This window comes from Jatrophihabitans sp. GAS493 (assembly GCF_900230215.1).
Lineage (GTDB): Bacteria > Actinomycetota > Actinomycetes > Mycobacteriales > Jatrophihabitantaceae > MT45.
The window spans coordinates 4,491,163-4,513,487 of the sequence record NZ_LT907982.1 but is presented as its reverse complement, the minus strand read 5'-3'; the positions used below and the strand labels follow the sequence as shown (position 1 = coordinate 4,513,487).

The window sequence follows — 22,325 nt, the reverse complement described above, 5'->3', positions numbered from 1 at the left end:
TCCGGCGGCCGGCGTCGAGGAACCGGTACGTGCGGCCGGATGACTCTGCCGCTAGCGCAGACGCGACGATCTGCATTCCTTTGAATCCGTGGTGTAGGCCCGATTCCTAGCCAACGGCTTGGTGACGTGGAATCAGATTCGGCATCAATCCGTTGTTGAATTTCTTTTCGACGAGAAGGCCAAGTTGGCGATCGTGCAAAGGGGCGAGAGTGCCGAACAACAATTTGGTTGAACGGTTGACCAAAACGTTCTTGGGTGTGACGGTGGAATGACGATGCCGTACTGGTTGGTGGCACCGATACCTCGGAGCATATGCCGATTTCGACGTTCGTGTGGGGCTCGCCGAAGGCAGAGGCATGCCTGCATCGTTTCCCGTTCTTGATCCGGCGGCGATCTTCGACTCACTGCGGGGGAGCGCCACACTCTCCTGCATGCGTCCGCCGGTATCCACCACGTCCTGGACTCTCGACTGGGGCCACTGCGAGGAGGGGGAACCGAGACGGGACTTTCGTGCCTCGTCACTGAAGATGTGCGCTTTACGACATCCGGAACGACGGGGGAGCCGATCGGCTGGCTTCGTACGCCGCGGCAGATCTGGGCCGAGGCGGAGGTCGTCGCCCGCGTCATCGCCGAGGCGACGGATGGGGACCGACCACAATCGATGCTCTCCTTTGCGCCGCCATCGCATCTCTACGGGGTGATGGCCACTGCTGTTCTTCCGGCGTATCTGCGTATTCCCGTCACCTACGTCGCACCGGGTGAGCGACTGCCGATCGACAACGTGGACGAACATCAACTCATTGCCGCGATACCTTCGACCTTTGCGTTGCTCCTCAATTCACGCATCGGCTGGAGCGTGCCGGAGCGGGTGACTTTCCTGCACAGCACCGCAGTACTGCCGGCTGTCGGAACTCAACTCGTCGATGGATTTAGCGCAAACCAGCGCCTGATCGAGATCTTTGGCTCAACGGAGACTGGCGCAGTGGCCACGCGACTGGGCGGCCGCAGGCACTCCGACTGGGTTCTCTGCGAGGACGTGCAGTTCGAGGATAGCGCTGGTACGCGACCGCAACAGTCGCCTATTGCTGAGCGACTGCTCGAAGTTCGTTCCCCCGGCTCGCCCGCCCTACGCGTGGTGCTAAGCCGGGAGCGGGCGCAAGTCAGGTGACATGGAGGATGGATCACTATGTGGAACGAACCGGGGAGCGCGCCTTCCGCTTCGGCGGTCGCCGGGACCTGCTGGTCAAGATCAATGGATGCGACTGCGAATCGGCCCGCTCTGGTTCGCGAGCGAACAGCCGTAGCGGCGCCGGTCGGCCCGGAGGATGAGTTGGCCCGGCTGCGCGCGAGCGTCTAACCCCGCGAGCTAGCCGGCAGCCCAGATCTTCACTGCGCAAGCCATTGCGGCTCGCTGATACTGAGTGAGTAAGTCGTTTTCCACGAAGACCTCTACGGCCGGTGCCGGGTCCCCGTGCCTGATCAGGGCCTCCGAAACGGCAACAGTCGCAGCGATTGGATCTGCGTCTTGCCGAAGCTCGATGAGCCGCACCTCTGATACGTCCGATGCTGGCCACGCAAGGGCGCGGGCGACGCGCCACAGAGCACGGACCTGCAGGGGGCCGTCCGGCAGGACGTACGATGGGGCGGCCGCCCGGAATCCACGCCGATCGACAGTTGCACCTGCCGCGGCCAGGACGGCGATGTCGTCGCCGGCGTCTCCCCACTGGTTGTCCAGACATGGCGCAAAAAAACCGTAGTCGATCGCCTCTAGGCTGATCGGATGGACCGAATTGAAGGGAGCCGGGTCGATTCGATAGGCCCGGGCCAATCGGCTCAGGTTGAATCGCTCCGCCTTGCTGATCGATAGCCGACCGGCCTGGACTGCCTCAGCGATCTCAAGTACCGCGGACTTCGGGCGCGCGTTGTAGATCGCCAATCTCATTCGCAGCAATTGCTCGTCCGGAACGCGACCGGCTAGTGCAGCTACGGTTGACCACGGATGGCCGGATCTGGTGCCACCACCTTCGCTGAGATGAAATAGCGTCATAGCTGAACCTCATTCGAGTTGGTCCCCCCGCCAATTGATTCGATTTCAATAGAACGGATCGTCCTTGCTTGACAGTTCAGTCGCTGGTCGCAGGTGAAGTCGCCGGCCGATGACTCAGGATACGTCTAGACAACTCAACTGGGAACGAGTGATGCGTATTGACTTGGCTCAAGCTAGATCGGAGCGCTGACCCGGGCTCTAGTGGCCTGTTTTTGAAGTGGTTTGTCGGTTGGCTTTGGTGAGGATTTGGTCGGCGGTTTTGGTCCAGGCGAAGGGGTGGGATCGGTCGTTCCAGCCGTTGATGAAGGCGCGGATCTTGGTGGTGAGGTCGCTGACTGATCCGGAGGTGCCGCGGTGGATGGCTTGTCGTTCGATGATGCCGAACCAGACTTCGACGAGGTTCATCCACGACGCTGATGTCGGGGTGAAGTGCACCGTGATCCTCGGGTTCGCCGTCAGCCAGTCGCGGATCTCGACGCGTTTGTGGGCGGCGTAGTTGTCCATGACCAGGTGCAGCTCCTGGTCGGGGTAGGCCTTGGCGACCTGCTTGAGGAACCGCAGGAATTCCTGATGACGGTGCTGCGGTTGGCAGGTTCCGGTGATCTTGCCGGTCGCGAGTACACCCCGCTTGACCCAGACGGTCCAAGTCTGTCCGAGGTAGGTGAATGAGAAGTCGATGCGTAGGTGGATGTTCACTCGTGCGATATCTCCGCCGCCACCGGTAGTCACCGTCACCGATGGCCCGCTTACCTTCTTCCGGGATCGCGTCGGCGCCGATGAGGTCCACGTAGAGCTTGGCGGACTCGACGGGGACGTGCGGGTGCAGGACACCGGGTCGCCGTCCATATGCCCAGTTCCTTGGTGAAGACGGCAACTGCGGCGGCAGCTCGATCGCCTCAGCGGCTTCCAGCTCACCCGTGCGGTAGCTGGTGTTGCGTCCTACGCGGCGATCGGACCCGCGACGTGGGACGCACGCCCTTGATAGTCGAGAGGGGCGAAGTCATCCGATTGCAGCCAGTAATCTCGGGGAATCGCTCAAGTTTCCGCACACGTGACCGATGACAAATCATGAGCTGCTGCGACTTCTCGCTGCCCGCACGAAACGATCGAATCTAGGACTTGGGCGACCTGAAGATGCACTGGCTGACTTTGCGCGGCACCCAGCGGCGGACCACCCGCCGGTATCTGGCATGCGCTGTGCTGGTCTTGTTGGCCCTCGCCAGCACCTTCACCGACTCGACGCACGGCGCCTGGACCGCGGCGAACAGTAACAACGCAAACACATTGTCGACGTCGACCTCATTCTCGCTGGCCGGACCTACCACCTTCACCTGCCAGGCCGGCGTGCAGACGATAGACGTGGCCTATCCGGCCGTCACTGTCTCGATCGCCGCAGCCGCCGGATCTGGAGGCTTCGGCGCTGGCAACAGCAGCGCATTCAACGCCGGCCGCACCGTCGGTACCCTCCCCGCGACCGTGGCGAAGGCCAACACGACGAACATCTCCTTCGCAGTGAGCCCTGGCCAGCGGCTTGAGATCTGGGCTGGCTGCGCCGGGGGCAACGGATCCGGGACGTCCGGAGGCGCGGGAGGTGTCGGCTACGCCTCAGGCGGAGCAGGCGCGACCAGCAGCAGCAGCGGTGGGGGTGGGGGTGGCGGTGCCACCGCGGTGGCTCTGTGCGCCACAACCGCATGCAGCTCTCCAACGATGCTGATGGTTGTCGGCGCCGGAGGCGGGACCGCCGGTGGCTCGAGCGGCAACAGCGGTGGCGACGGTGGGGCGGCGTGCTCGGCGACCCTGACCACCAGCCCCCTCGTCGGATACGGCTGCGACGGCAATGCCGGCAGCGCCAGCGGCGTCGGCGGTTCGGCCGGTGGCGTCACCACGACCAACGGCGTCGCCTCGGGTGACCCCGGCGGTGGTGGGAACGGCGACGGTGCGGCCGGCGGCGGCGCGGGCTGGGTCGGCGGTGGCGGGGGTACGTACAACGTTGTCAATCTCGGCGGCGGTGGCGGCGTCGGCGGAACCTGGATCTCCAACACCAAGACGGCGCCGGCCGGCGTTCCGACCCTCAGCCGTACCTACGACACGGTCAAAACGTCGGTCAACGGTCAGGTCATCGTCAACTGGTCCTGACCCTCCTTGCCGGCAACAGCCCGATTGCGGCGTGCCCGCAGGGACAGCCCGAACGCTCGTGCGGTTACCGTGGATGGTGATGAGTCGAGCAGAGTGGAGCAGCAGCGAATGACGATTGAGCGAAGTGCCGAAGCAGACGCCTTTCTTGCCACGGTGGACGCCGCCGCACCGGACGCGGTGAGTGCGTGTGAGGGCTGGACGACCCATGAGATCGTCGCTCACGTTACCGGTATCGCAGTGGAGGTTAGCCGCCATCTGGAGCCCTACTTGCAGGGTGACCCAGTCCCGAAGACGCGCGGCTTCGAAGAGCGTGAGGCCACGTTGCGGGTGATTGGCCACGCGGCTCTACTTCGGCGGTTCGTTGCTGAGGAATCGAGGATGCGTGCTCTGGTGGCCGACGTCCTTGACCGCGAGCCGGACGCTGTCATCCCTTGGACCGGTCGTCGTATGGCGGTAGCCAAGTTCATCCCGCACTTGCGCAACGAGCACGCTCTGCACCGCTGGGACGTCGCGGGCGACGATGACATCAGCAGACGGTTGCTGGGCGCCGAGGACCTCGTCGATCACTCCGTCGGTGAACTCGGGCAGATCTTGCTCGTCGCCGGGCGCCAACGTGACCCGGACCCGGACATCGACTTTCGGGTACGTCTACGCAGTGCGGGACACCGGGATCTGCGTGTGCTCGTCGACGCGGCCACGGCGGCGCTGGCCTGGGCCGAGGACGACATCGACGAACCCAGCATCGACATCGACGCGACGGACCGTCACGTCTTCATCTGGGGGCGACGACCTGATCGTCACGGACAGGTCCGCAGTCATCTGTCTCAGCCTGACCTCGCGCGCCTTCAAGTGCTGCTGAGCGGCTACTGACACCTCGCCCCCTACGCTCCCGTGGAACAGGCGGTCGATGACGTATCCGAAGCGACGACGCGGCCTGGCACCGTTCCGCGCTTCCGTACTCAGATATGCCTATGCAGAAGCTGCGTCTCGCGATGAAGTTCGGCGGCTCCTACCTGATGACGTCGAGTTCGTCGGCGATGTGGCCTCACGTCAGCGAGGAACTCGGCGTGCCGGTAGATGTGGCTATTGAACGTGCGCGATCACTGATGGATCGCCTCCCGGACGCCTTTGCCGACGCCGCTCGCGATCCCTCTATCGCCAGGATCAAGTCGACTACGCCCGGAAGGCTTGTTAATGCGGTCACCGACCGCATGCCGTGGCCGTCCGTGCGGTCCGTCCACGTTCGGAAGGTGACAGGAACGTGTGGTGAAGACGCAGTCAGGGCTGGATCAGCGGCTCTCCCCACGATGGTGGCGCCGCAGTTCCGGGTGCAGTGCTTGAGCGCGGGCCGCCGGGATGCTCCGCCCCTGCTCGACGAGTTCTGCCGGCAGCGACTGGGGTGGCGGCATCAGCGTCGTCCAAGGGTCCGAGTCACCAAGCAGGGCCGGCGCAGTGCGCAGCGTGAAGTCGGCCGGGGAGACATCGGCCAGGTCGGACCACGCGACGGGGAAGGAGACCGGCGTCCCCGGCCGAAGTCGTGGGCTGTAGACGGCGGCGACGCTGCCCCCGCCGGCCCGCGTCGAATCGAGGAAGACCTTTCCGTCGCGGTCAGTCTTGATGAACGCGGTGGTAGCGAGGTTGGGGTCGAGTGCCTCGGCCCGGACGGCCAGCGCCCGGGTGGCCAGCGCGACCTCCTCGGTGCTCGCCGCAATCACGGGTACGAAGATGTGCACGCCTTTGGATCCGCTGGTCTTCACCGCACCGGCCAACCCAATATCGGCCAGCGCCTGGCGGACCAGCTCGGCCGTCGCGACGACGCAGCCGAAGTCGCTGCCCTCGGGTGGGTCGAGGTCGAGCACCAAATGGGTCGGGGCGTCGGTCTCGGGAATCCGGTAGAGGGTCGGATGGAATTCGATGCAGCGTTGATTGGCGAGCCACAGTAACGTGCGCCGGTCATTGCAGAGGGCGTAGGCGATCTCCCGCTTCGTCGCCGCCGACCAGACCGGCGCGGTGGGGACCCAATCCGGCGTGTATTTAGGCACGTTCTTCTGCATGAACGGCTTCTGACCGCGGAGGGCCCGGATGACCGACAAGGGCCGATCCCGCAGCGCCTCGATCAACTGCGCATGAAGCGCATCCAGGTACTCGACGAGATCGCGCTTGGTCGTCTCCGCACCGTCGAAGAGCGCCTCGTCGAGGTTCGTCAGGGCGACACCGTCGCGGGTCTCACTCGCTGTCATGGAACCATCTTGGCCCAGCGGGCGGCGATCTGGCAGCCCAGAGCTCTCGGCCGGCTCAGGCGACGACTGGAACCTCGCACGCATCGCTGGTGACGACCTCGACGGTGATGTGCGTGTTCGCGTGCGGGCCGCCGGTCCAGGGCAGCATGACGGCGGAGTAGAAGCCCGAACCACCGGCCACCACGACCACTATCGAGTCGGGAGACTCGACCGCCGGCACGAGTTCGCCCGGATCGATGTCCGTGGGCGCGTTGGCGCCGCGGCGTAGGTACTCGACAAGCCTTCGCGGATTCGTCGCCCGCTGGCACAGCTGATGCTGTATGTCAGACCGGGTGTAACCGGCGTCGGAGAGGATCCGGGCGTGGTCCGGGTTGAGGCAGACCACCACCGTTCCCTTACCCAGCACCGAGTTGTTGTTGCCGACTCCGGCGATGGTGCGGGCGAGCAGTTCGAGGACGCGCTCGGCCTCCAGCGGGTCATCGGCGTCGGGGAAGGCCAGCACCGAATGGGGCGCACCGACACACATCACCGTCACCGCGCTCTCTTCGACTCCGAACCCAAAGGAGGTGTGCAGCGGTGGGAAAGGGCTGTTCGCCTCATCTTCGGCCAGGCAGAAAGCGAGCTTTCCCGGGTGGCCGATCACGGTCATGTCCGACGCGCCCGGCCATCCGCCGCCGAGGTTGATCAGGCAGAGCCGGACTGCCCGGCCGATGCTGAGGTTGGCGCGATGTCCGTAGCCGAGGACGCCGTAGCCGCTGGCCAGGCCGGCTTCTGAGATTACCGGCCCATTGACGATGATCAGCGGAGTCAACTCGTGCGTAGTGGCCTGCACCTCGGCCAGATCCAGCCGGATGTCACACACGGCGCGCACCGCGGCGACGACCACGCAGAAGTGCTCGGGCGCGCAGCCGGCCATGACCGCGTTGATGGCGATCTTCTCCACCGTGGCCTCGCCCTGGTTGGGGGGAACCGAACCGATGATCACATCGCGATCGAGACCGACCAGCGCGGCGGCAAAGAGCATCGATTCGACTCGCTCCCGAGTCGGCAACACAACCGGAAGGCCGTCCGTGCGGCGATTGCTGTGCAACCAATCGAGCAGCTCGTCCTCGTTCGCGAGAGAAACCTCCGAGGAGACCAGCAGAGCCTCAGACATGAATGCCGCTCAGACGGGCCACGATCGAGTCGGCCACCGAGTCAGCGATCTCCGCGATGCGGTCATGGCCGGTGCCTGCGGTTGGATGTGGAAGCTGGACTCGAGGGACGTCGGGAAGCCCAACCGATCGAGCGACGAACTGACCGGATTCGTAGAATTTCTCGGTCATCAGTGCCACGGACGCGACGCCGCGCCGGGAGCAGAGCACCGCGTCGCGCACCGCGCTCGAGGTGCAACTACCGCACTGGCCCATCGCCGACACCACGGCGTCGCACTGCCCGACCACCTCCTCGAGCATCTCCGTCGCTATGGTGACGGTGGCGTCGTTGCGGGCGAACAACTTGACGATGGGCTGGTCCAACCGCAGTTGCAAGCCTCGACCCACCGCCTCCAGGAGATTGGTGGCGTCGGGAAACCCGTTCGAGATCAGGCCGATGGTCAACCCCGACCGGCGTGGATCGATGGCCAGCGTGTAGTCATCGACAGGGACGCCGGGCTCGGCCTTGGGGTCATAGATCGTGATCATGGATGGCTCCGATCTGAGTATGTGTGACCGACGCTAGGTGACCCACCTCACCGCGCCAAGGGTCGCGAAATTTGCTCTTGGAGCTTTGACCAAGAGCATCGGCCGGAGGCAGGCGGTACTCCCACCGGCGGACACCCGCGCGTTAACTGGTACTCAGGAGCGACCAGCGACCAGCGACTCGATGATGAGAAGGACGGGACATGGACAAGAATCCGACCAATGCGACGGTGAAGACCCCGGCGTCGAACTTCACCGGTGACGTGTGGATGACCCCGGTCTTCGCCGGTGATGGCGACTCACTCCTTACCTGCGCTCTGGTGCGGTTCACACCGGGGGCCCGTACCAATTGGCATAGCCATGCGAATGGGCAGCTGCTGGTCTGTACCGACGGCGTCGGGTTGGTCGGCACCCGGGACGGGAAGACGGTGATGCTGCGGGCTGGCGAGAGCGTGTGGACTCCGGCGGGGGAGGAGCACTTTCACGGTGGCACAGCCGAGAACATGATGTGCCACTACGCGATTCTGGACACCGCGGGCGCGGGGGAGGCCACCAGCTGGCTCGAACCGGTCACCGACGAGCAGTACACGACGGCGCACCGCGCGGCGGGGATGTAGCTCCCACCGCTGACCGACTGAGACTTAGGAGAAGAAATATGGAGTACCGGCTGCTGGGACGGACCGGGGTTTCGGTCAGCCCGCTCTGCCTGGGCACGATGATGTTCGGCCCGTGGGGCAACGATGACCGAGCTGACGCGATCCGGGTCATCCACCACGCCCTGGACGCGGGGATCAACTTCGTCGATACCGCCGACGTGTACTCCGGTGGGGTGTCGGAGGAGATCGTGGGTGACGCGCTGCAGGGTAGACGCGACGACGTGGTGCTGGCGACGAAGTTCTTCATGCCGATGGACAACCAACCCAACCACAGCGGCGGCTCCCGACGGTGGATCATCGCCGAGGTCGAGAACTCGCTGCGCCGGCTCAGGACGGACTACATCGACCTGTACCAGGTGCATCGCCCCAGCCCGACGACCGACATCGAGGAGACTCTCGGTGCGCTGACCGATCTGGTGCACCAGGGAAAGGTCCGTTACATCGGGTCGTCGTCGTTCTCGGGGAGTCAGATCGTCGAGGCGCAGTGGGCTTCCCGCGATCGGAATCTGGCCCGGTTCGTCACCGAGCAGCCGCCGTACTCGATCCTGGTCCGCGGCATCGAGGAGGACATCCTGCCTACCACCCAGCGCTACGGCATGGGGACGCTGGTCTACAGCCCGCTCTCCGGAGGGTGGCTCACCGGGCGCTGGCGCAAGGGCGCCCCGAGCGCTCCGACGTCAGCGGCCCGTCCGAGTGTCCGGTTCGACATGGCACTGCCGGCGAACCAGCGCAAGCTCGACATCGTCGAGGAGATCGCGCTGCTGGCCGAGCAGTCCGGGCTGACGATGATCGATCTCGCGCTGGCCTGGGCGATGAACCACCCGGGCGTGACATCGGCGATCATCGGCCCACGCACGATGGAGCAACTCCAGTCTCAGCTTCCCTCGGCCGACGTCACGCTGAGCACGGAGATCCTGGATCGCATCGACGAACTGGTGCCGCCCGGTGTCACGCTGAACGCCAAGGACAACAGCTACGGTGCGGCTGAACTGCGGCCGCAGGCCCGCCGTCGGTAGATGGCCGGTAGGGCGGACGGGTTGTCGGGTGGGGTTAGCTCGTGAAAGCATCCACGGACTGAGACAACGCGCCACTTTGGGGGGCCATGACACAGGCAAGCGTATCGGCGCGACCCCGCTCGGGGAATCCTGCGCTGAGCGAGAAATTCATTGATACCCAGCTGATCGCGTCGACCGCGCGCCGGATGACCGTGGCCGGCGTGGGCATCAAAACCTTCGTGCAGCTCGCCGTCCTGGTCGCCGGCGGCGCCTGGGGCTGGGCCTCGGCCACCACGCCGGTCGCGACCGACATCGGCCGGGGCTACGCGAACACCACGGTCACCATCCCCGGCGGCTTCTGGCTGGCGAGCTTCGCGGCGCTCTTCTTCGGCATATTCATCGCCATCCAGCCGCGGCGGGCCGCCCTCTTCGGTGCGCTCTACGCGATCTGCGAGGGATACTGCCTCGGGGCGATCTCAGCGGCTTTCGACGCCCAGACCGACGGCATAGTCGGCGCCGCGGTGCTCTCCACCGGATGCGTCTTCCTCGTCTCGCTCCTGCTGTACGTCACCCGCATCGTCAAGCCGACACAGCGGCTCGCGTTTGCGGTGGCCGCCGGCATGGGCGGCCTCGTACTGCTCTACTTCTTCGTCTTCGTTCTCTCGATCTTCAACTGGGATTGGCTCTACAGCGAGAGCTTCCGCAGCGTGGGTCTGGTGGTCACGCTGATCGCGATCGTTCTCGCGGCGGCCAGCCTGGTCTTGGACTTCGGCACCATCGAAGCCGGCGTGCAGGCCGGGGCGCCGAAGGAGCTGGAGTGGTATCTCGCTTTCGGACTGATGGTCACCCTGGTCTGGCTGTACATTTCGATCCTCAAGCTGCTTGCACTGCTCGCGGCGCGCAGCAGATGATCAGACGATGAGTGAGATACGTATCCCCGAGTCGCATCGCGACCTCCTCGATGCCGCCATCCCGGCCGCGCTGGCGACGGTTGGAGCAGCTGGCTATCCCCAGGTGACCGCGATCTGGGTCATCCGAGATGGCGACACCGTCGTGTCATCGTTGGCCGGCGCGAGGCAGAAGCTGAAGAACCTCCGAGCCCATCCGCAGGCGACCATCTTCGTGTTGGATCCGACCAATCCCTATCGAACGCTGGAGATTCGCGGTGATGTGACGATCGAACCCGACCCCGATCTCATCACTCTGACCAGAGTTCTCGAAGCCTACGGAACAGATCTTCAATCCTTCGACGGTCTGCTCGAGGACCGCAATACGGTGACACTGCGCCCCGGCCGGGTTGTCACGACCGGCTAGTCGACTTCCGGTCATGCTCGGCGACGGGGTCGCCGCTTCGGGTGAGGAGTGATGCATGCCGACTCTGCTTTCAGTGAACGTTGGACGTCCTCGCGATGTCGCCTGGAACGGCCGCCTGGTCCACACCGGGATCTGGAAGGAGCCGGTGGCGGGAAGGGTGATGGCTCGTCGCCTGAATCTGGACGGGGACGGGCAGGGAGACCTGGCCGGCCATGGCGGCGAGCAGCGGGCGGTCATGGTGTACCAGAGCGAGTCTTACGCCTACTGGGAGCGCGAGCTCGTCCGGCGGGACCTCACGATGGGCATCTTCGGCGAGAACTTCACCGTGGACGGTCTGGCCGACGACGAGGTGTGCATCGGCGACCGGTATCGCATCGGCGAGGCCGAGTTCGAGGTGACCCAACCCCGAACCACCTGCTACCGGGTGGGGCTGCGATTGGGCGTGCCACAGATGGCCGCGCTACTCGTCTCGCACCGTCGCCCCGGCTTCTACCTCCGCGTGCTGCGGGAGGGCTCGGTCCAGGCCGGCGACGAGATCGTCAAGACTGCGACGGGCCCGGAAGCGATCACCGTATCGTCCACCGACGCGTTGCTTTACCTGCCCGATGGCGATGTTGACACGATGCGCCGGCTGCTCAATGTGCCCGCTCTCAGCCCCGGGTGGAGCGGGTCGTTTCACGATCTGATCGAGCAGGCCGATCACCCGCAACGCGTGCGGGTCGAGCCGTCCAAGCCGTACTGGCCAGGGTTCCGACTTCTGCGGGTGGCGCGTCTGGTGCGCGAGACGGACCTGGTGACATCGGTCTACCTCCGCTCCGCCGACGGCGGTGCGCTGCCGCCGCCGAAGCCCGGCCAATACCTGACGCTTCGGATAGCGTCCACCGGCCAGACGCCCGCGGTGCGGAGCTACTCGCTCTCGGCATCGGGCGGCGACTTCTACCGCATCAGCGTGAAGCGGGAAGCACACGGAGCGGCGAGTGCCTACATCGCCGCAACGCTGGCCGTCGGTGATGACATCGAGGTGGCGGCGCCGAGGGGTGAGTTTCTCCTCCAAGGCGGCGACGAGCCGATCGTGTTGCTCTCGGCGGGAATCGGAGTGACCCCGGTGCTGGCCATGCTGCAGGCGCTGGCTGCACAACGCAGTTCGCGGGTCATCTGGTGGCTGCACACGACCGGCGGACCGGCCACGTACGCGCTCGCGGCCGAGGCTCGCCAGCTACTCGCGGCGCTGCCCAAAGCCCGCGGCCAGGTGTTCTACACCGCCGACGCCGCATCGCCGGTCGAGGTGCCCGACGCCGGCGTCACCTACGGTCGCCCGGATCGCTCCGTCCTGGCCGGGCTCAATCTGCCGGCAACCGCGCAGGCCTACGTCTGCGGCCCGACCGGATTCATGGACGACATGACGCGGGCGCTGGCCGATCTCGGCCTACCCTCCAGCCATATCCACACCGAGGCATTCGCATCGCGATCGGCCATCAACCCCGGCGTCGTCGTCGCCGGTGGCCGACCGGCGCCGCATGCTCCGGCCCGGGTGGGCAGCGGCCCCATGGTGACCTTCGCCCGCGTCGGCATCGCCACCGCTTTCGGCGACGACCAGGGCAGCCTGCTGGAACTGGCTGAGGCCTGCGATGTCCCGACCCGCTGGTCGTGTCGCACCGGCGTCTGCCATACCTGCACGACGCCACTGCTGTCCGGGGATGTCACCTACTCACCGACGCCGCTGACCGAACCAGAGGCCGGCCAGGTGCTCCTGTGCTGCAGTCGCCCGCAGAGCGACGTAGTGCTTGACCTCTAGGTCAGCCCCCGCCGTGGAGGATCGGTTCCATGTGCCGTGCCGCGGCGCGCGAAGCCTCCTCCGGCGTCCGGCCCGACAGGCGGGCGTCGAGGTAGGGCGCATACCAGTCCCACCAGTTGTGCGGCGGTGCGGACTCCTCGAACGGGCCATGATGTTCGGCGGTCTCGTGGAGCAGCTCAGCCAGCTTCGCGACGTCCATACCCGGTCACCGGCCGGGCAGACGAGTGACGATCTCCTGCAGCAGCCAGCCGTTGCCGTCCGGATCACTGAACGAGGCGAAGGATGAGTAGGAACGACGTTCGGGATCGAGGCCGGGAACCCGCGCCTCGGTGCCGGCGTGATGGAAGACGCCCCCGGCGTCGTGGAAGATCTCGCTGACCTCGGCGCCGCGAGCGAGCAAGTCGGCCCGCGCCGACTCGATGTCGGTGACGACAAGCATGAGACTCTCGCTCGATCCGGCCACGGCCGCCGTGACGTGGGACCCGAAGATGATCGAGCAGGGCGAACCAGGCGGCGTCACCTGCACGACCCGGAAACCGTTCTCCCCGGAGACGTCGGCGTCCAGGCGCCACCCCAACCGCAGATAGAACTGCTTCGCCCGGTCGACGTCGCCGACCGGTAGGACGACGACCTCAAGTCTCAGCTCGATCGCCGGTGCCGCTTGAGCATCGCTCGGTGCTTCACCCGCTGCGTCGGTGCCGCTCATTCTCTCCTCCAGTGGTGTGGGCCTCGCCTAAGTCTCACCCACTTGGCCGCCGAGCGCACCGATGAGTTATCGGGTCGGTCGCTGCTACGAGCGCCAGTAGTTGTTGGCCGCGGCGATGGTCTGGAATTCGATGGCAACCACCTGACTCGCCGCGATGAGACTTTCCGGCGTGGTGGCGTACTTCGGGCGTCCGGCCACGAGGACATCGAGGTCGGGCTGGATGTTGTGCACGGTATGCCGGGCGATGGCGAAAGCCAACGCTCGCCCCTCCTCCGGTGAGTCCGTCAGCAGGGTGCCGCCCGGGATCTTGACCAACTCAGTGTCCGGTACACGATTCATGACATGTCCTCTCGATATTGGCAATGCGACATTGCGATGCGATATTTGGGATGCGATTTGGCGAGCCCCAGCGCCAGCTGAACCTAAGCCGGCCCACGTCCGCCGAGCTTCGGTCAGATGACTGCCGGCGGCTGACTTAGGTCATCTGACCGAGGCGCTGAAATGCCGCGTCAGAGTAGGGTCGTTCCATTCCCGCTCAGGAGGTCTCGTGCTCGCGATGGCGGTGTCGGCTCGATGACAGACATGAGAGACGGGCAGATCCTCGGGCGGGAGCGCGAGATCGGCGTACTGACCGCGTTGGTCGCGGCCGGCGTCGAGCAGGGCTCGGCCCTCGTGGTCCTCGGTGAACCGGGCATCGGTAAGTCGGCTCTGCTGGACGTAGCCCGGGCCGAGGCCCGGCAAACCGGATTCACCGTCCTACAGGCCGCGGGAATGGACAGCGAGATGCACCTGCCGTTCGGCGGCCTGCATCAGACGCTCACTCCGCTCATGCGACACCTGACCGACCTTCCCGAGGGGCAGCGTGTTGCGCTCGCCGCTGCCCTCGGGCTGGCCGACGGTGCGACCCCCGACCTCTTCCTCATCGCCGAAGCCGCGTTGGCGTTGCTGACCCGCGAGCGGGCGGAGGGACCAGTCATCATCGTGGTCGACGACGTGCAGTGGCTGGACCCGCAGTCCCACCAGATTCTGACCTTCCTGGCCCACCGAAGTGTCACGGTCGGCCTGGTTCTGGTCGGCGCGATCCGCCCTGGACATCCGGGCCCGTTCCCCAACGCCGGCTTTCCGCAGTTGCGCGTCAGCGGTGTCGATGACGTGACGGCCGAACGCCTGTTGAGCTCACATGCTGGCGGAATCAACGCGACCGATCTGCGCAGAATTCGGGAGGAGGCGCAGGGAAACCCGTTGGCACTGTTGGAACTGCCGCGTTCCTGGGGGGACGGGCGTCCGACCGACGGTCATCCGCTCGCGGTGTCGACCCGGTTGGAACAGGCCTTTGCCGGACGGATCATGGAGCTGCCTCAGGCAACCCGGGATTCGTTGCTGATCGCGGCCATCGGATCGTCCAGCGACACTGATGAGATCCTCGCGGCGCTCTCCGCCTTCGGAGTGCCCAGCCCCTCTCGGGGGCTCTTCGAACCGGCCGTGGCCGCCGGTCTGCTCATCAACGATCGGTCCCACATCAATTTCCGGCACCCGCTGGTGCGGTCGGGAGTGCTCCAGCGGGAGACGATGGCCAGACGGCACGCCGCGCACGCTGCGGTGGCCGACGTGCTTATTGCCGACAGTTACCGGCGCAGCTGGCACCGAGCCTGGTCGATCGTCGGCCCAGACGACGATGTCGCCGCCGAGCTGGCGGCGACCGTGCCCGACTCGCTACGCAGAGGGGCCGTGATGTCCGCGGTCTCGAGCCTCGAACGCGCGGCTCAGCTGACGAGCTCATCGGCCCGGCGGGGTAGCTGGCTCATGGTGGCCGCCGAGCATGCATTCGCCTCGGGACGACCCGACGTCGTGGGCCGACTGCTTCGTGAAGCCTCCGGTGTGGACCTGACGGAGCTCGACGAACTGCGCGTCGCCTGGTTTACCGAAGCACTGAACGGTGACATCCGGGCCAACTCCAAGCTGGTGCGTCAATTGTGTGATGCCGCCCGGCGGGCCAGCGCGCTCGATGACACCGGCCTCGCCCTGAATCTCCTGCTGGCGGCGGCGCTGCGCTGCTGGTGGGCCGACAGTGGCGCCGATGACCAGGCCGAGGTGGTTCGGGTAGTCGATCAACTCGCGCACGCGGCCGACGACCCACGGCATCTCGCCGCGCTCGCGATCGCTGAGCCGGTGTTGCGCGGGTCTGAGGTGCTCAGAGTTCTGGAGTCGGTTGCGCTTGCGGATGTGACTGATGGGGACTCGCTACGCGTCTATGCCTTGGCGTCCTACGCCGTCGGCGACTTCGTCCGCACGACCGACCTGCTTGACCGGGCGGAGGATTTCTTCCGGGCCAACGGCCGGCTGGGCATGCTTCCGGTGGTACTCGCCCTCCAGCTGAGTATCCGCCTGGACCTCGGTGACTGGTCCGGCGCGGTCTCGGCCGGCAAGGAGGTGGCCACGATCTCGAAGGAGACCGGACAGGGACTATTCGCCGAGAACAACGTGCTCGTCGAGGCCCGCGGAACTGCGCTTCGAGGTGATTGGGAAGGCGCGCTGGCGGCGATGCTCGATGCGGAGTCAGACGCGATGCGGCTGCGCATCAACGACCGGATCTGTTTCGGCTACCAGGCGCGGGGGGCGGCACTGCTCAGCGCGGAGCAGCCCGCAGCAGCCTTCGCCTGTTTGAAGCGTCAATTCGATCCGGCCGATCCGGGTTACCACCTGCGCGAGTCATTCGCCGGGGTCGCCCTGATGGCCGAGGCCGCTGTGGACTGCGGGGAGTTGAATGAAGCGCGGGCGATCGTGCGCACGTTGCAGACGGTGGCCGTCCTCACGCCATCGCCACTGCTGAAGGTCAACCTGCTGTATGCGCAGGCGGTTCTCGCCCCGGAAGAGGTGCGGGAAGCTCGTTATGAGCAGGCATTGGCACAGGACTTGACGCGTTGGCCGTGGATACGATCGCGCCTGCAGTTGGCCTTTGGCCGGTGGTTGGCCCAGGTCGGCCGATCGACCGATGCCGTCGCTCATCTCGACGCCGCCCTTGCGACCTTCGAGCGTATCGGTGCGGCGCGCTGGAGCCGACGCGCGAAACTCGCACTGCAGGGGCTCGACGGTGCAGCTCCCGGATCAGCCGGGGGTGATAGATGAGCACGCATGAGCTGATCGGACGCGACGCCGAACTCGACGTCCTGCGCCGACTCATCGCCAACGTCAAGGCCGAGGGCGCTGCGGTCCTGGTCCGGGGCCAACCTGGCGTGGGCAAGTCGAGCATTCTTCGGGTAGCCGCGGAGATCGCCCGGGAAAATGAGGCGCTCGTACTCTCGGCGTCCGGCGTCGAGTCGGAGGCGATGCTGCCGTTCGCCGGTCTTGGCCAACTGCTGCGACCCCTGATGACCGCCGCGGCAACGTTGCCGGCGGCCCAGCGTCGGGCCCTGATGGCTGCCCTCGGTGAGCGAGGTGGCCCCCCTCCCGAGCTCTTCCTCACCGCGTTGGCCGCGTTGACGCTGATCGTCGATGCGGCTGCGTCTGAGCCGCTCGTGGTGGTGGTGGACGACCTGCAGTGGCTGGACGGCCCAACCAACGACGTGCTGGCCTTCATCTCACGCCGTCTCAGCGATGACCCGGTCATCATGATCTGCGGCGTGCGTGACGGCCACCCAGTTGCGATGGCGTCGGCCGGCTCGCTCGAGATCGACCTCCACGGACTGGATACCGCGTCGTCCCAGCAACTCCTCGCGCGGGTGGCCGATGGCCTCACGATCGCCGACCAGCGCGCGTTGCTGGACCAGGCGCGCGGAAACCCGCTCGCCTTGGTGGAACTGCCGGCGGTCTGGCGATCAGCGGGAGTCGACATCCTGTCGTCGGCGTCGGCGACCGTTCCGCTGACCACTCGGCTGCAGCAGGCCTTCGCCTCACGGATCACCGACTTGCCGTCGATCACCCGTGATGTGCTGCTGATTGCCGCCGTGAACGCCGAGGAGAATCTGGCCGAGGTGCTGGCCGGGGCATCGCTGCTGTGCGGCCACGGTGTGCTGATGGAGAGTGTGGAGCCGGCGGCGGCGGCCCGACTGGTCGAATTCGATCAGGTGACCCTCCGCTTCCGGCATCCGTTGGTTCGCTCGGCTGTGCTGCACGTGGAACCGTTGCCCCGCCGTCAGGCGGCCCACGCGGCGATGAGCGGTGTGCTCGTCGCCGAGGAGTATCGGCGGGTCTGGCACCGGGCGCAGTCGGTTGAGGCGCCGGACGACGCCGTCGCGGACCTCCTGGACGCCAGCCACCTCGAGTGCATCGGTCGAGGATCCGTTCTGAGCGCGATCGCGGCATTGGAGCGTTCGGCTGAGTTGACCAGCACCTCGGGTACCCGGGCGCGGCGGCTGCTGCTGGCCGCCCAGCACGCCTTCGGCCTGGGGCGCGCGGACCTCGTGACCCGCCTCGTCGAGGCGGCCGAACTCAATGACCTATCCGAACTGGACCGGGTCCGGGCCGAATGGTTGCGCGAGTTGTTCAGCGAGGGCACTCTCGGCGACTCCGCGCGGGTGCGTGAGCTGTGCACGCTGGCGACCAGATCGGCGGCGATGGGCGAGAGCGACCTGGCCTTCGACCTCGTCGCCAGCGCGGCGCTGCGCTGTTGGTGGGCCGTCGGCGACGCCGGCGATCGGGAACACGTGGCCGGTGTCGCGTCCACGTTGAGCACCCGGGACGACGCCCGCCGCACCTACGCGGTCGCGGTCGCCGACCCGCTCGGGCATGTCCGCACGACGCTGGCCCGCCTGGAGGCAACCACCGTCTTCGGCCTCTCGGACGTGCATCAGATGCGCCAGCTCGGCATGGCGGCTCGGGCCATCGGTGCTGAGGCGCAGGCGGCGGACTACTTCGGCGGGGTGGAGTCCAAACTACGAGAGCGCGGGCAGCTCGGGCTGCTGTCCCACCTGCTGGCCGTGCAGGCCGCGGTGTATCTGGACCTCGGCAGCTGGCGGCGCGCCGGCGAGAGTCTGGCCGAGGGGCGGCAACTGTCGCAGGAGACCGGGCAGTCGACGTGGCGCACCGGAACGGCCATCGTTGGGGCGGTCTTCGAGAGCCTCACCGGCAACATCGACGTCGCCCTGGGCTTGGCGGACGAGATCGAGGCGGCCTGCGCGGGGCAGGCGGCGGGCGACTTCCTATCCCTGGTCCAGCTTTCTCGTGGCATCGCCCACCTCTCGTCCGGACGTCACGCCGATGCCTATCGCGCTCTCGTGCCCATGTTCGATCCCGCGCAGCGCTGCTATCACCCCCGCGAACAGTTAAGTGCCGTGATGTTCCTCGTCGAGGCTGCGGTCGGCTGCGGCGAGGAGGACGAGGCTCGCGATCTGGTGGAGTGCCTCGAGCGTTTGGTGGTGACGACGCCTTCGCCGATTCTCGATGTCCACCTGCTCTACGCGAGGCCGCTGCTGGCCGACAACGCGCATGCCGAGCAGCTCTTCCTCGACGGGCTGCGGCAGGATTTGACGCGCTGGCCCTGGCCCAGAGCCCGGATCGAACTCGCCTACGGAACCTGGCTCAGACGTAACCGCCGGCTGGTCGAATCGCGGGTTCCGCTTCGGTCAGCCGTCGCGACCTTCGATGCCATCGGCGCTGTTGAGTGGGGGAGGCAGGCTCGTGAGGGCCTGCGCGCGGCCGGCGAACGGACTCAGGCGGTGGCTGTCGAGACGTCGGCGGCGAGACTCACGGCGCAGGAGATGCAGATCGCCCGACTCGCCGCCGATGGACTGTCGAACCGAGAGATCGGAGAGCAGCTCTATCTGTCGCCGCGCACGATCGGTTCTCACCTGTATCGCATCTTCCCCAAGCTGGGTATCACGTCGCGGGCCCAGCTCGCCGATCGCATTGCCGAGTAGGAACTCTGCACAGTCACATTACTGATGTCCAACCGCCGCCTGAGCCGTAGTCTCAATCAGAGAGGCCCCGACGTCTGGGCTGCCGGCCGGTCGGAGATCCGCCTGGAAGCAGCGAACGTTGCGGCGTGATGGGAGGCCGATGCGTACCCACGAACTGGTGGGCCGTGACCGGGTGCTGGCCGACCTCTTCGAAGCGGTCTCGGCGGCCGGTGAGCGCGGCGACGCGATTCTGCTCGTCGGCGAGGCCGGCATCGGTAAGACCGCCTGCCTGACCGCGGTCGCCGCGCTGGCCCAGGACGCCGGGTACCCGCTGCTGCGCACCGTCGGCAGTGAAGCGGAGCGGCAGCTGCCGTTCGCCGGATTGCACCGGTTGCTACGTCCGATACTCGCCTCGACGGCAACGTTGCCCGACGTTCAACGTCGCGCTCTGCTCGACGCCTTCGGTATGCACGATGGCGCAGCCGGTGATCGGTTCGTCGTCTCGATCGCTACGGTGAATCTGCTTAGCCAAATGTCCGCGCGACATCCGTTGGTGATCATCGCGGATGACGTTCAGTGGCTCGACGAGCAGACCCGTCACGTTCTCGCGTTCGTCGCCCGCCGGCTGGGTACCCGGGTCGTCTTCGTGGCGGCCGCCACATCGCTACCGCAGCTGCGCGAATTGGGCGACGGATTCCGCGAATTGCGCCTGAACCGTCTGGATGTTGCCGAGGCGCATCGACTGCTCACTCGCCTTGCCCCCGGACTTGACCCCGGCCAACGCCAGGCGGTAGCCGACCTCGCGAGGGGCAACCCACTCGCGTTGATCGAACTCGCCGCAGCGCCTCCCACTCTGACCACCAAGGATTGCCCGATCCCGGCCCGCATTTCGCTGAGCCCGCAGCTGGAGCGGGCCTTCGCCGGACGCCATCACGAGCTACCGCAGAGCGGACGGGACGTGCTGCTGGTCGCGGCGGTCGCCTCCGACGCCAGCCTGCCGGAGATCCTGGCGGCCACTGCGCGGATGAGCGGCGGGCGCGTCGGCCCCGAGGTTCTAGAGCCCGCGCAGCAGCTCGGCCTGCTCTCGTTTGATGAGAATCAGGTGATTTTCAGCCACCCGCTGGTGAAGGCGGCGGTGGTGCAGAAGGAGTCGATCAGCCGTCGGCAGTCCGCCCACCGAGCCCTAGGTGCGGTTATCACTGTCAGTTCTCTTCGGCGAGCGTGGCACCGGGCCTTCGGGACATCCAGCTACGACGACGTGATCGCCGCTGAGCTCGAGGCGACAACCGCCGCCAGCATCAAGAGCGGGCGGGCCGGAGCGGCCATCCTGGCGCTGGAGCGAGCTGCGCAGTTGAGTGTGTCGCCGGCCGAGCGCGGTCGCCGGCTGCTTCTGGCCGCTCGGCAGGCCGCACGCCTCGGCCGTCCGGACGAGGTGGATCGGTTGCTGCAGGGCGTCGTCAACAGCGAACTGTCGGAGTTCGACCGTGTTCGCGCGGAGCTGCTGCACGAGAACGTCGGCGGCGTCGTGATCACGGACAGCTTGAGGGTCACTCATCTCTGCGCCCTGGCTCGCCGCGCTACCGCCGAGGGGGAGCGTTCGTTGGCCGTCGAGCTGGCTGACGCGGCCGTCCGGCGCCGGTGCGCGGCCCCGGTCGAGGCGCCCGCGCTCGCCGACATGATCTCCCTGGCCCAGGGCCTGTGGCGGGGGTCTAGTGAGGCACGGTGCGTCGCCGTCCTCGCGCTGGCCGATCCGGTGGCCCACGGCCGGGAAGTGATTTCGGCGCTGGAGGCCGTCGACGAGCGGGGGATCACCGACGGGGAGGAGCTGAGCGCCTACGCCGTGGCCGCCCGGGCCGTCGGGGACTACACCGCGGCGGTGAGGTTCCTCGACCGGGCCGAGGTCTTACTGCGGGAGCGAGGCCTCTTGGGGCCGCTGGCCCGTGCGCTCTGTGTGGTGGCGGATCTGCAGCTCGAGGTCGGCGACTGGGATCGCGCCGCCGCGGCATTGGCCGAGTTCGCGCGGCTGTCGGTAGCGTCGATGTCGGTGAGCCATCGGGCTGCCGCCATGGCGACGACCGCGAAGATCGCGGCTCTGCGCGGAGAGACCGCCGCCGCCTTGGAACTCGTCTCCGATACCGAACACTCGCCGGCCGCCCGCAGCGGAAGCCGCTATCTGGCTCGAGCGCAGATCGTGCGGGGGATTGTCGGTATCTCGGCCGACAAGCATGGGGAGACCTACGCAGCCCTACGGCGGGTCTTCGACCCGATGGATCCCAGCCATCATTTCCGTGAGCAGTTCGACGCGGTCTCCTACCTCGCTGAGGCGGCAGCTCACACCGGGCAGCAGGCTCAGGCTCGAAAGATGCTCGATGATCTGCAGCTGGTCGCTGATCGCAGCGGATCGCCGCTGTTGCAGATGCACCTCGCCTACGGCCGAGCAGTGCTCGCGTCCGACGACACGGCGGAGAAGCTGTTCTTGGCCTGCCTGGCCTCAGAGGCGGCCAGCCTGCCGTGGCAGCGGGCCCGCGTTCAACTGGCATACGGTCGATGGCTGCGACGCCAACAACGCGTGAGCCAGTCGCGTGAGCCGCTGCGGTCGGCGTTGACGACCCTTCAGCGGCTGGGCGCTGTGAAATGGGCGGCGGAGGCGCTCGATGAGTTGGAGGCCTCAGGCGCTGCCGACGAGCCGGGCAGTAATACGGGGTCGCCGCATAGCCTGCTGTCGGTGCAGGAGTCGAAGGTGGCTCGCCTCGCTTCGCAAGGGATGAGCAATCGAGAGATCGGTCAGCAGCTCTATATCTCACCCCGCACCGTGAGTTCCCACCTTTATCGGATCTTTCCCAAGCTCGGGATCTCAACCCGTGGGCAGATCGCTGCGCGGCTGGACGAGCTGTATCTCCACAGCGACAGCCGGTAGAGCCGG

The 22,325-nt window shown here is 66.6% G+C and carries 19 protein-coding genes; 11 read left to right on the top strand and 8 right to left on the bottom strand.

The annotated features are described in order from the left end of the window. Positions 1–529 precede the first annotated feature (529 nt). Positions 530–1,168, top strand: a complete 639-nt coding sequence (locus CPH63_RS20665; RefSeq protein WP_157749687.1) for an AMP-binding protein — start codon at positions 530–532, stop codon at positions 1,166–1,168. Positions 1,169–1,366: 198 nt separating this feature from the next. On the opposite strand, the gene CPH63_RS20660 is transcribed toward CPH63_RS20665, so the two are convergent. Both CPH63_RS20660 and CPH63_RS20655 read right to left on the bottom strand, forming a co-directional pair. Continuing rightward, a complete protein-coding gene (locus tag CPH63_RS20660) occupies positions 1,367–2,047 on the bottom strand; it encodes a hypothetical protein (protein WP_157749686.1) in 681 nt (226 codons plus the stop codon). 198 nt (positions 2,048–2,245) lie between these two features. Continuing rightward, positions 2,246–2,782, bottom strand: coding sequence for an IS630 family transposase (locus CPH63_RS20655; RefSeq protein WP_197704477.1), 537 nt, complete (start codon positions 2,780–2,782; stop codon positions 2,246–2,248). A gap of 384 nt (positions 2,783–3,166) precedes the next feature. Between CPH63_RS20655 and CPH63_RS20650 the strand changes: the two genes are divergently transcribed. Together CPH63_RS20650 and CPH63_RS20645 are read left to right on the top strand one after the other, a co-directional pair. Further along, positions 3,167–4,183, top strand: coding sequence for a hypothetical protein (locus CPH63_RS20650; RefSeq protein ID WP_096304619.1), 1,017 nt, complete (start codon positions 3,167–3,169; stop codon positions 4,181–4,183). 108 nt (positions 4,184–4,291) lie between these two features. Then, positions 4,292–5,053, top strand: coding sequence for a maleylpyruvate isomerase N-terminal domain-containing protein (locus CPH63_RS20645; protein ID WP_157749685.1), 762 nt, complete (start codon positions 4,292–4,294; stop codon positions 5,051–5,053). A gap of 419 nt (positions 5,054–5,472) precedes the next feature. Here the strand turns inward: CPH63_RS20645 and CPH63_RS20640 are convergent, their stop codons facing one another. The 3 genes from CPH63_RS20640 to CPH63_RS22485 are packed head-to-tail and all read right to left on the bottom strand — an operon-like array spanning position 5,473 to position 8,105. Then, on the bottom strand, positions 5,473–6,423 hold the full coding sequence (locus CPH63_RS20640; RefSeq protein ID WP_096304617.1) for a DNA polymerase domain-containing protein: 951 nt from the start codon (positions 6,421–6,423) through the stop codon (positions 5,473–5,475). A gap of 55 nt (positions 6,424–6,478) precedes the next feature. Continuing rightward, positions 6,479–7,579, bottom strand: a complete 1,101-nt coding sequence (locus tag CPH63_RS20635; RefSeq protein ID WP_096304616.1) for a hypothetical protein — start codon at positions 7,577–7,579, stop codon at positions 6,479–6,481. Continuing rightward, on the bottom strand, positions 7,572–8,105 hold the full coding sequence (locus CPH63_RS22485) for a hypothetical protein (RefSeq protein ID WP_157749684.1): 534 nt from the start codon (positions 8,103–8,105) through the stop codon (positions 7,572–7,574). Before CPH63_RS22485 ends, CPH63_RS20635 begins: the two co-directional genes overlap by 8 nt. Positions 8,106–8,305: 200 nt before the next feature. Here CPH63_RS22485 and CPH63_RS20625 point away from each other — a divergent pair, with 200 nt between their 5' ends. The 5 genes from CPH63_RS20625 to CPH63_RS20605 all read left to right on the top strand — a co-directional run bounded on the left by CPH63_RS20625 (position 8,306) and on the right by CPH63_RS20605 (position 12,862). Continuing rightward, a complete protein-coding gene (locus tag CPH63_RS20625; protein ID WP_096304615.1) occupies positions 8,306–8,719 on the top strand; it encodes a cupin domain-containing protein in 414 nt (137 codons plus the stop codon). 38 nt (positions 8,720–8,757) lie between these two features. Further along, positions 8,758–9,774, top strand: a complete 1,017-nt coding sequence (locus CPH63_RS20620) for an aldo/keto reductase (protein WP_096304614.1) — start codon at positions 8,758–8,760, stop codon at positions 9,772–9,774. Between the two features lie 86 nt (positions 9,775–9,860). After that, the gene (locus tag CPH63_RS20615; RefSeq protein ID WP_096304613.1) at positions 9,861–10,664 is read left to right on the top strand and encodes a Bax inhibitor-1/YccA family protein; all 804 of its coding nucleotides are present in this window, start codon (positions 9,861–9,863) and stop codon (positions 10,662–10,664) included. Between the two features lie 7 nt (positions 10,665–10,671). Continuing rightward, positions 10,672–11,067: a PPOX class F420-dependent oxidoreductase gene (locus tag CPH63_RS20610; protein ID WP_096304612.1), complete on the top strand. Its 396-nt coding sequence runs from the start codon at positions 10,672–10,674 to the stop codon at positions 11,065–11,067. 55 nt (positions 11,068–11,122) lie between these two features. Further along, complete coding sequence (locus CPH63_RS20605) at positions 11,123–12,862, top strand: MOSC and FAD-binding oxidoreductase domain-containing protein (protein WP_096304611.1); 1,740 nt, start codon at positions 11,123–11,125, stop codon at positions 12,860–12,862. A gap of 1 nt (position 12,863) precedes the next feature. On the opposite strand, the gene CPH63_RS22875 is transcribed toward CPH63_RS20605, so the two are convergent. From CPH63_RS22875 to CPH63_RS20595, 3 genes are all read right to left on the bottom strand, one after another. Further along, entirely contained in the window at positions 12,864–13,061 is a 198-nt protein-coding gene (locus tag CPH63_RS22875; protein WP_197704476.1) for a bleomycin resistance protein, read from the bottom strand. A gap of 6 nt (positions 13,062–13,067) precedes the next feature. Then, positions 13,068–13,568: a VOC family protein gene (locus CPH63_RS22870; protein ID WP_241895749.1), complete on the bottom strand. Its 501-nt coding sequence runs from the start codon at positions 13,566–13,568 to the stop codon at positions 13,068–13,070. Between the two features lie 84 nt (positions 13,569–13,652). Then, a complete protein-coding gene (locus tag CPH63_RS20595) occupies positions 13,653–13,907 on the bottom strand; it encodes a hexameric tyrosine-coordinated heme protein (RefSeq protein ID WP_096304610.1) in 255 nt (84 codons plus the stop codon). Between the two features lie 234 nt (positions 13,908–14,141). Between CPH63_RS20595 and CPH63_RS20590 the strand changes: the two genes are divergently transcribed. The 3 genes from CPH63_RS20590 to CPH63_RS20580 all read left to right on the top strand — a co-directional run bounded on the left by CPH63_RS20590 (position 14,142) and on the right by CPH63_RS20580 (position 22,319). Continuing rightward, the gene (locus CPH63_RS20590) at positions 14,142–16,694 is read left to right on the top strand and encodes an AAA family ATPase (protein ID WP_172892251.1); all 2,553 of its coding nucleotides are present in this window, start codon (positions 14,142–14,144) and stop codon (positions 16,692–16,694) included. After that, complete coding sequence (locus tag CPH63_RS20585) at positions 16,691–19,423, top strand: AAA family ATPase (RefSeq protein ID WP_096304608.1); 2,733 nt, start codon at positions 16,691–16,693, stop codon at positions 19,421–19,423. The genes CPH63_RS20590 and CPH63_RS20585 overlap by 4 nt, the downstream gene beginning before the upstream one ends. 139 nt (positions 19,424–19,562) lie before the next feature. Next, positions 19,563–22,319: a LuxR family transcriptional regulator gene (locus tag CPH63_RS20580; RefSeq protein WP_096304607.1), complete on the top strand. Its 2,757-nt coding sequence runs from the start codon at positions 19,563–19,565 to the stop codon at positions 22,317–22,319. Positions 22,320–22,325 lie beyond the last annotated feature (6 nt).

Excerpts from the sequence above, each read along its gene's own strand:
- CPH63_RS20660 (WP_157749686.1), bottom strand. The coding sequence starts at position 2,047 with ATGACGCTATTTCATCTCAGCGAAGGTGGTGGCACCAGATCCGGCCAT.
- CPH63_RS20645 (WP_157749685.1), top strand. The coding sequence starts at position 4,292 with ATGACGATTGAGCGAAGTGCCGAAGCAGACGCCTTTCTTGCCACGGTG.
- CPH63_RS20640 (WP_096304617.1), bottom strand. The coding sequence starts at position 6,423 with ATGACAGCGAGTGAGACCCGCGACGGTGTCGCCCTGACGAACCTCGAC.
- CPH63_RS20635 (WP_096304616.1), bottom strand. The coding sequence starts at position 7,579 with ATGTCTGAGGCTCTGCTGGTCTCCTCGGAGGTTTCTCTCGCGAACGAG.
- CPH63_RS22485 (WP_157749684.1), bottom strand. The coding sequence starts at position 8,105 with ATGATCACGATCTATGACCCCAAGGCCGAGCCCGGCGTCCCTGTCGAT.
- CPH63_RS20625 (WP_096304615.1), top strand. The coding sequence starts at position 8,306 with ATGGACAAGAATCCGACCAATGCGACGGTGAAGACCCCGGCGTCGAAC.
- CPH63_RS20620 (WP_096304614.1), top strand. The coding sequence starts at position 8,758 with ATGGAGTACCGGCTGCTGGGACGGACCGGGGTTTCGGTCAGCCCGCTC.
- CPH63_RS20615 (WP_096304613.1), top strand. The coding sequence starts at position 9,861 with ATGACACAGGCAAGCGTATCGGCGCGACCCCGCTCGGGGAATCCTGCG.
- CPH63_RS20610 (WP_096304612.1), top strand. The coding sequence starts at position 10,672 with ATGAGTGAGATACGTATCCCCGAGTCGCATCGCGACCTCCTCGATGCC.
- CPH63_RS20605 (WP_096304611.1), top strand. The coding sequence starts at position 11,123 with ATGCCGACTCTGCTTTCAGTGAACGTTGGACGTCCTCGCGATGTCGCC.
- CPH63_RS22875 (WP_197704476.1), bottom strand. The coding sequence starts at position 13,061 with ATGGACGTCGCGAAGCTGGCTGAGCTGCTCCACGAGACCGCCGAACAT.
- CPH63_RS22870 (WP_241895749.1), bottom strand. The coding sequence starts at position 13,568 with ATGAGCGGCACCGACGCAGCGGGTGAAGCACCGAGCGATGCTCAAGCG.
- CPH63_RS20595 (WP_096304610.1), bottom strand. The coding sequence starts at position 13,907 with ATGAATCGTGTACCGGACACTGAGTTGGTCAAGATCCCGGGCGGCACC.
- CPH63_RS20590 (WP_172892251.1), top strand. The coding sequence starts at position 14,142 with ATGACAGACATGAGAGACGGGCAGATCCTCGGGCGGGAGCGCGAGATC.
- CPH63_RS20585 (WP_096304608.1), top strand. The coding sequence starts at position 16,691 with ATGAGCACGCATGAGCTGATCGGACGCGACGCCGAACTCGACGTCCTG.
- CPH63_RS20580 (WP_096304607.1), top strand. The coding sequence starts at position 19,563 with ATGCGTACCCACGAACTGGTGGGCCGTGACCGGGTGCTGGCCGACCTC.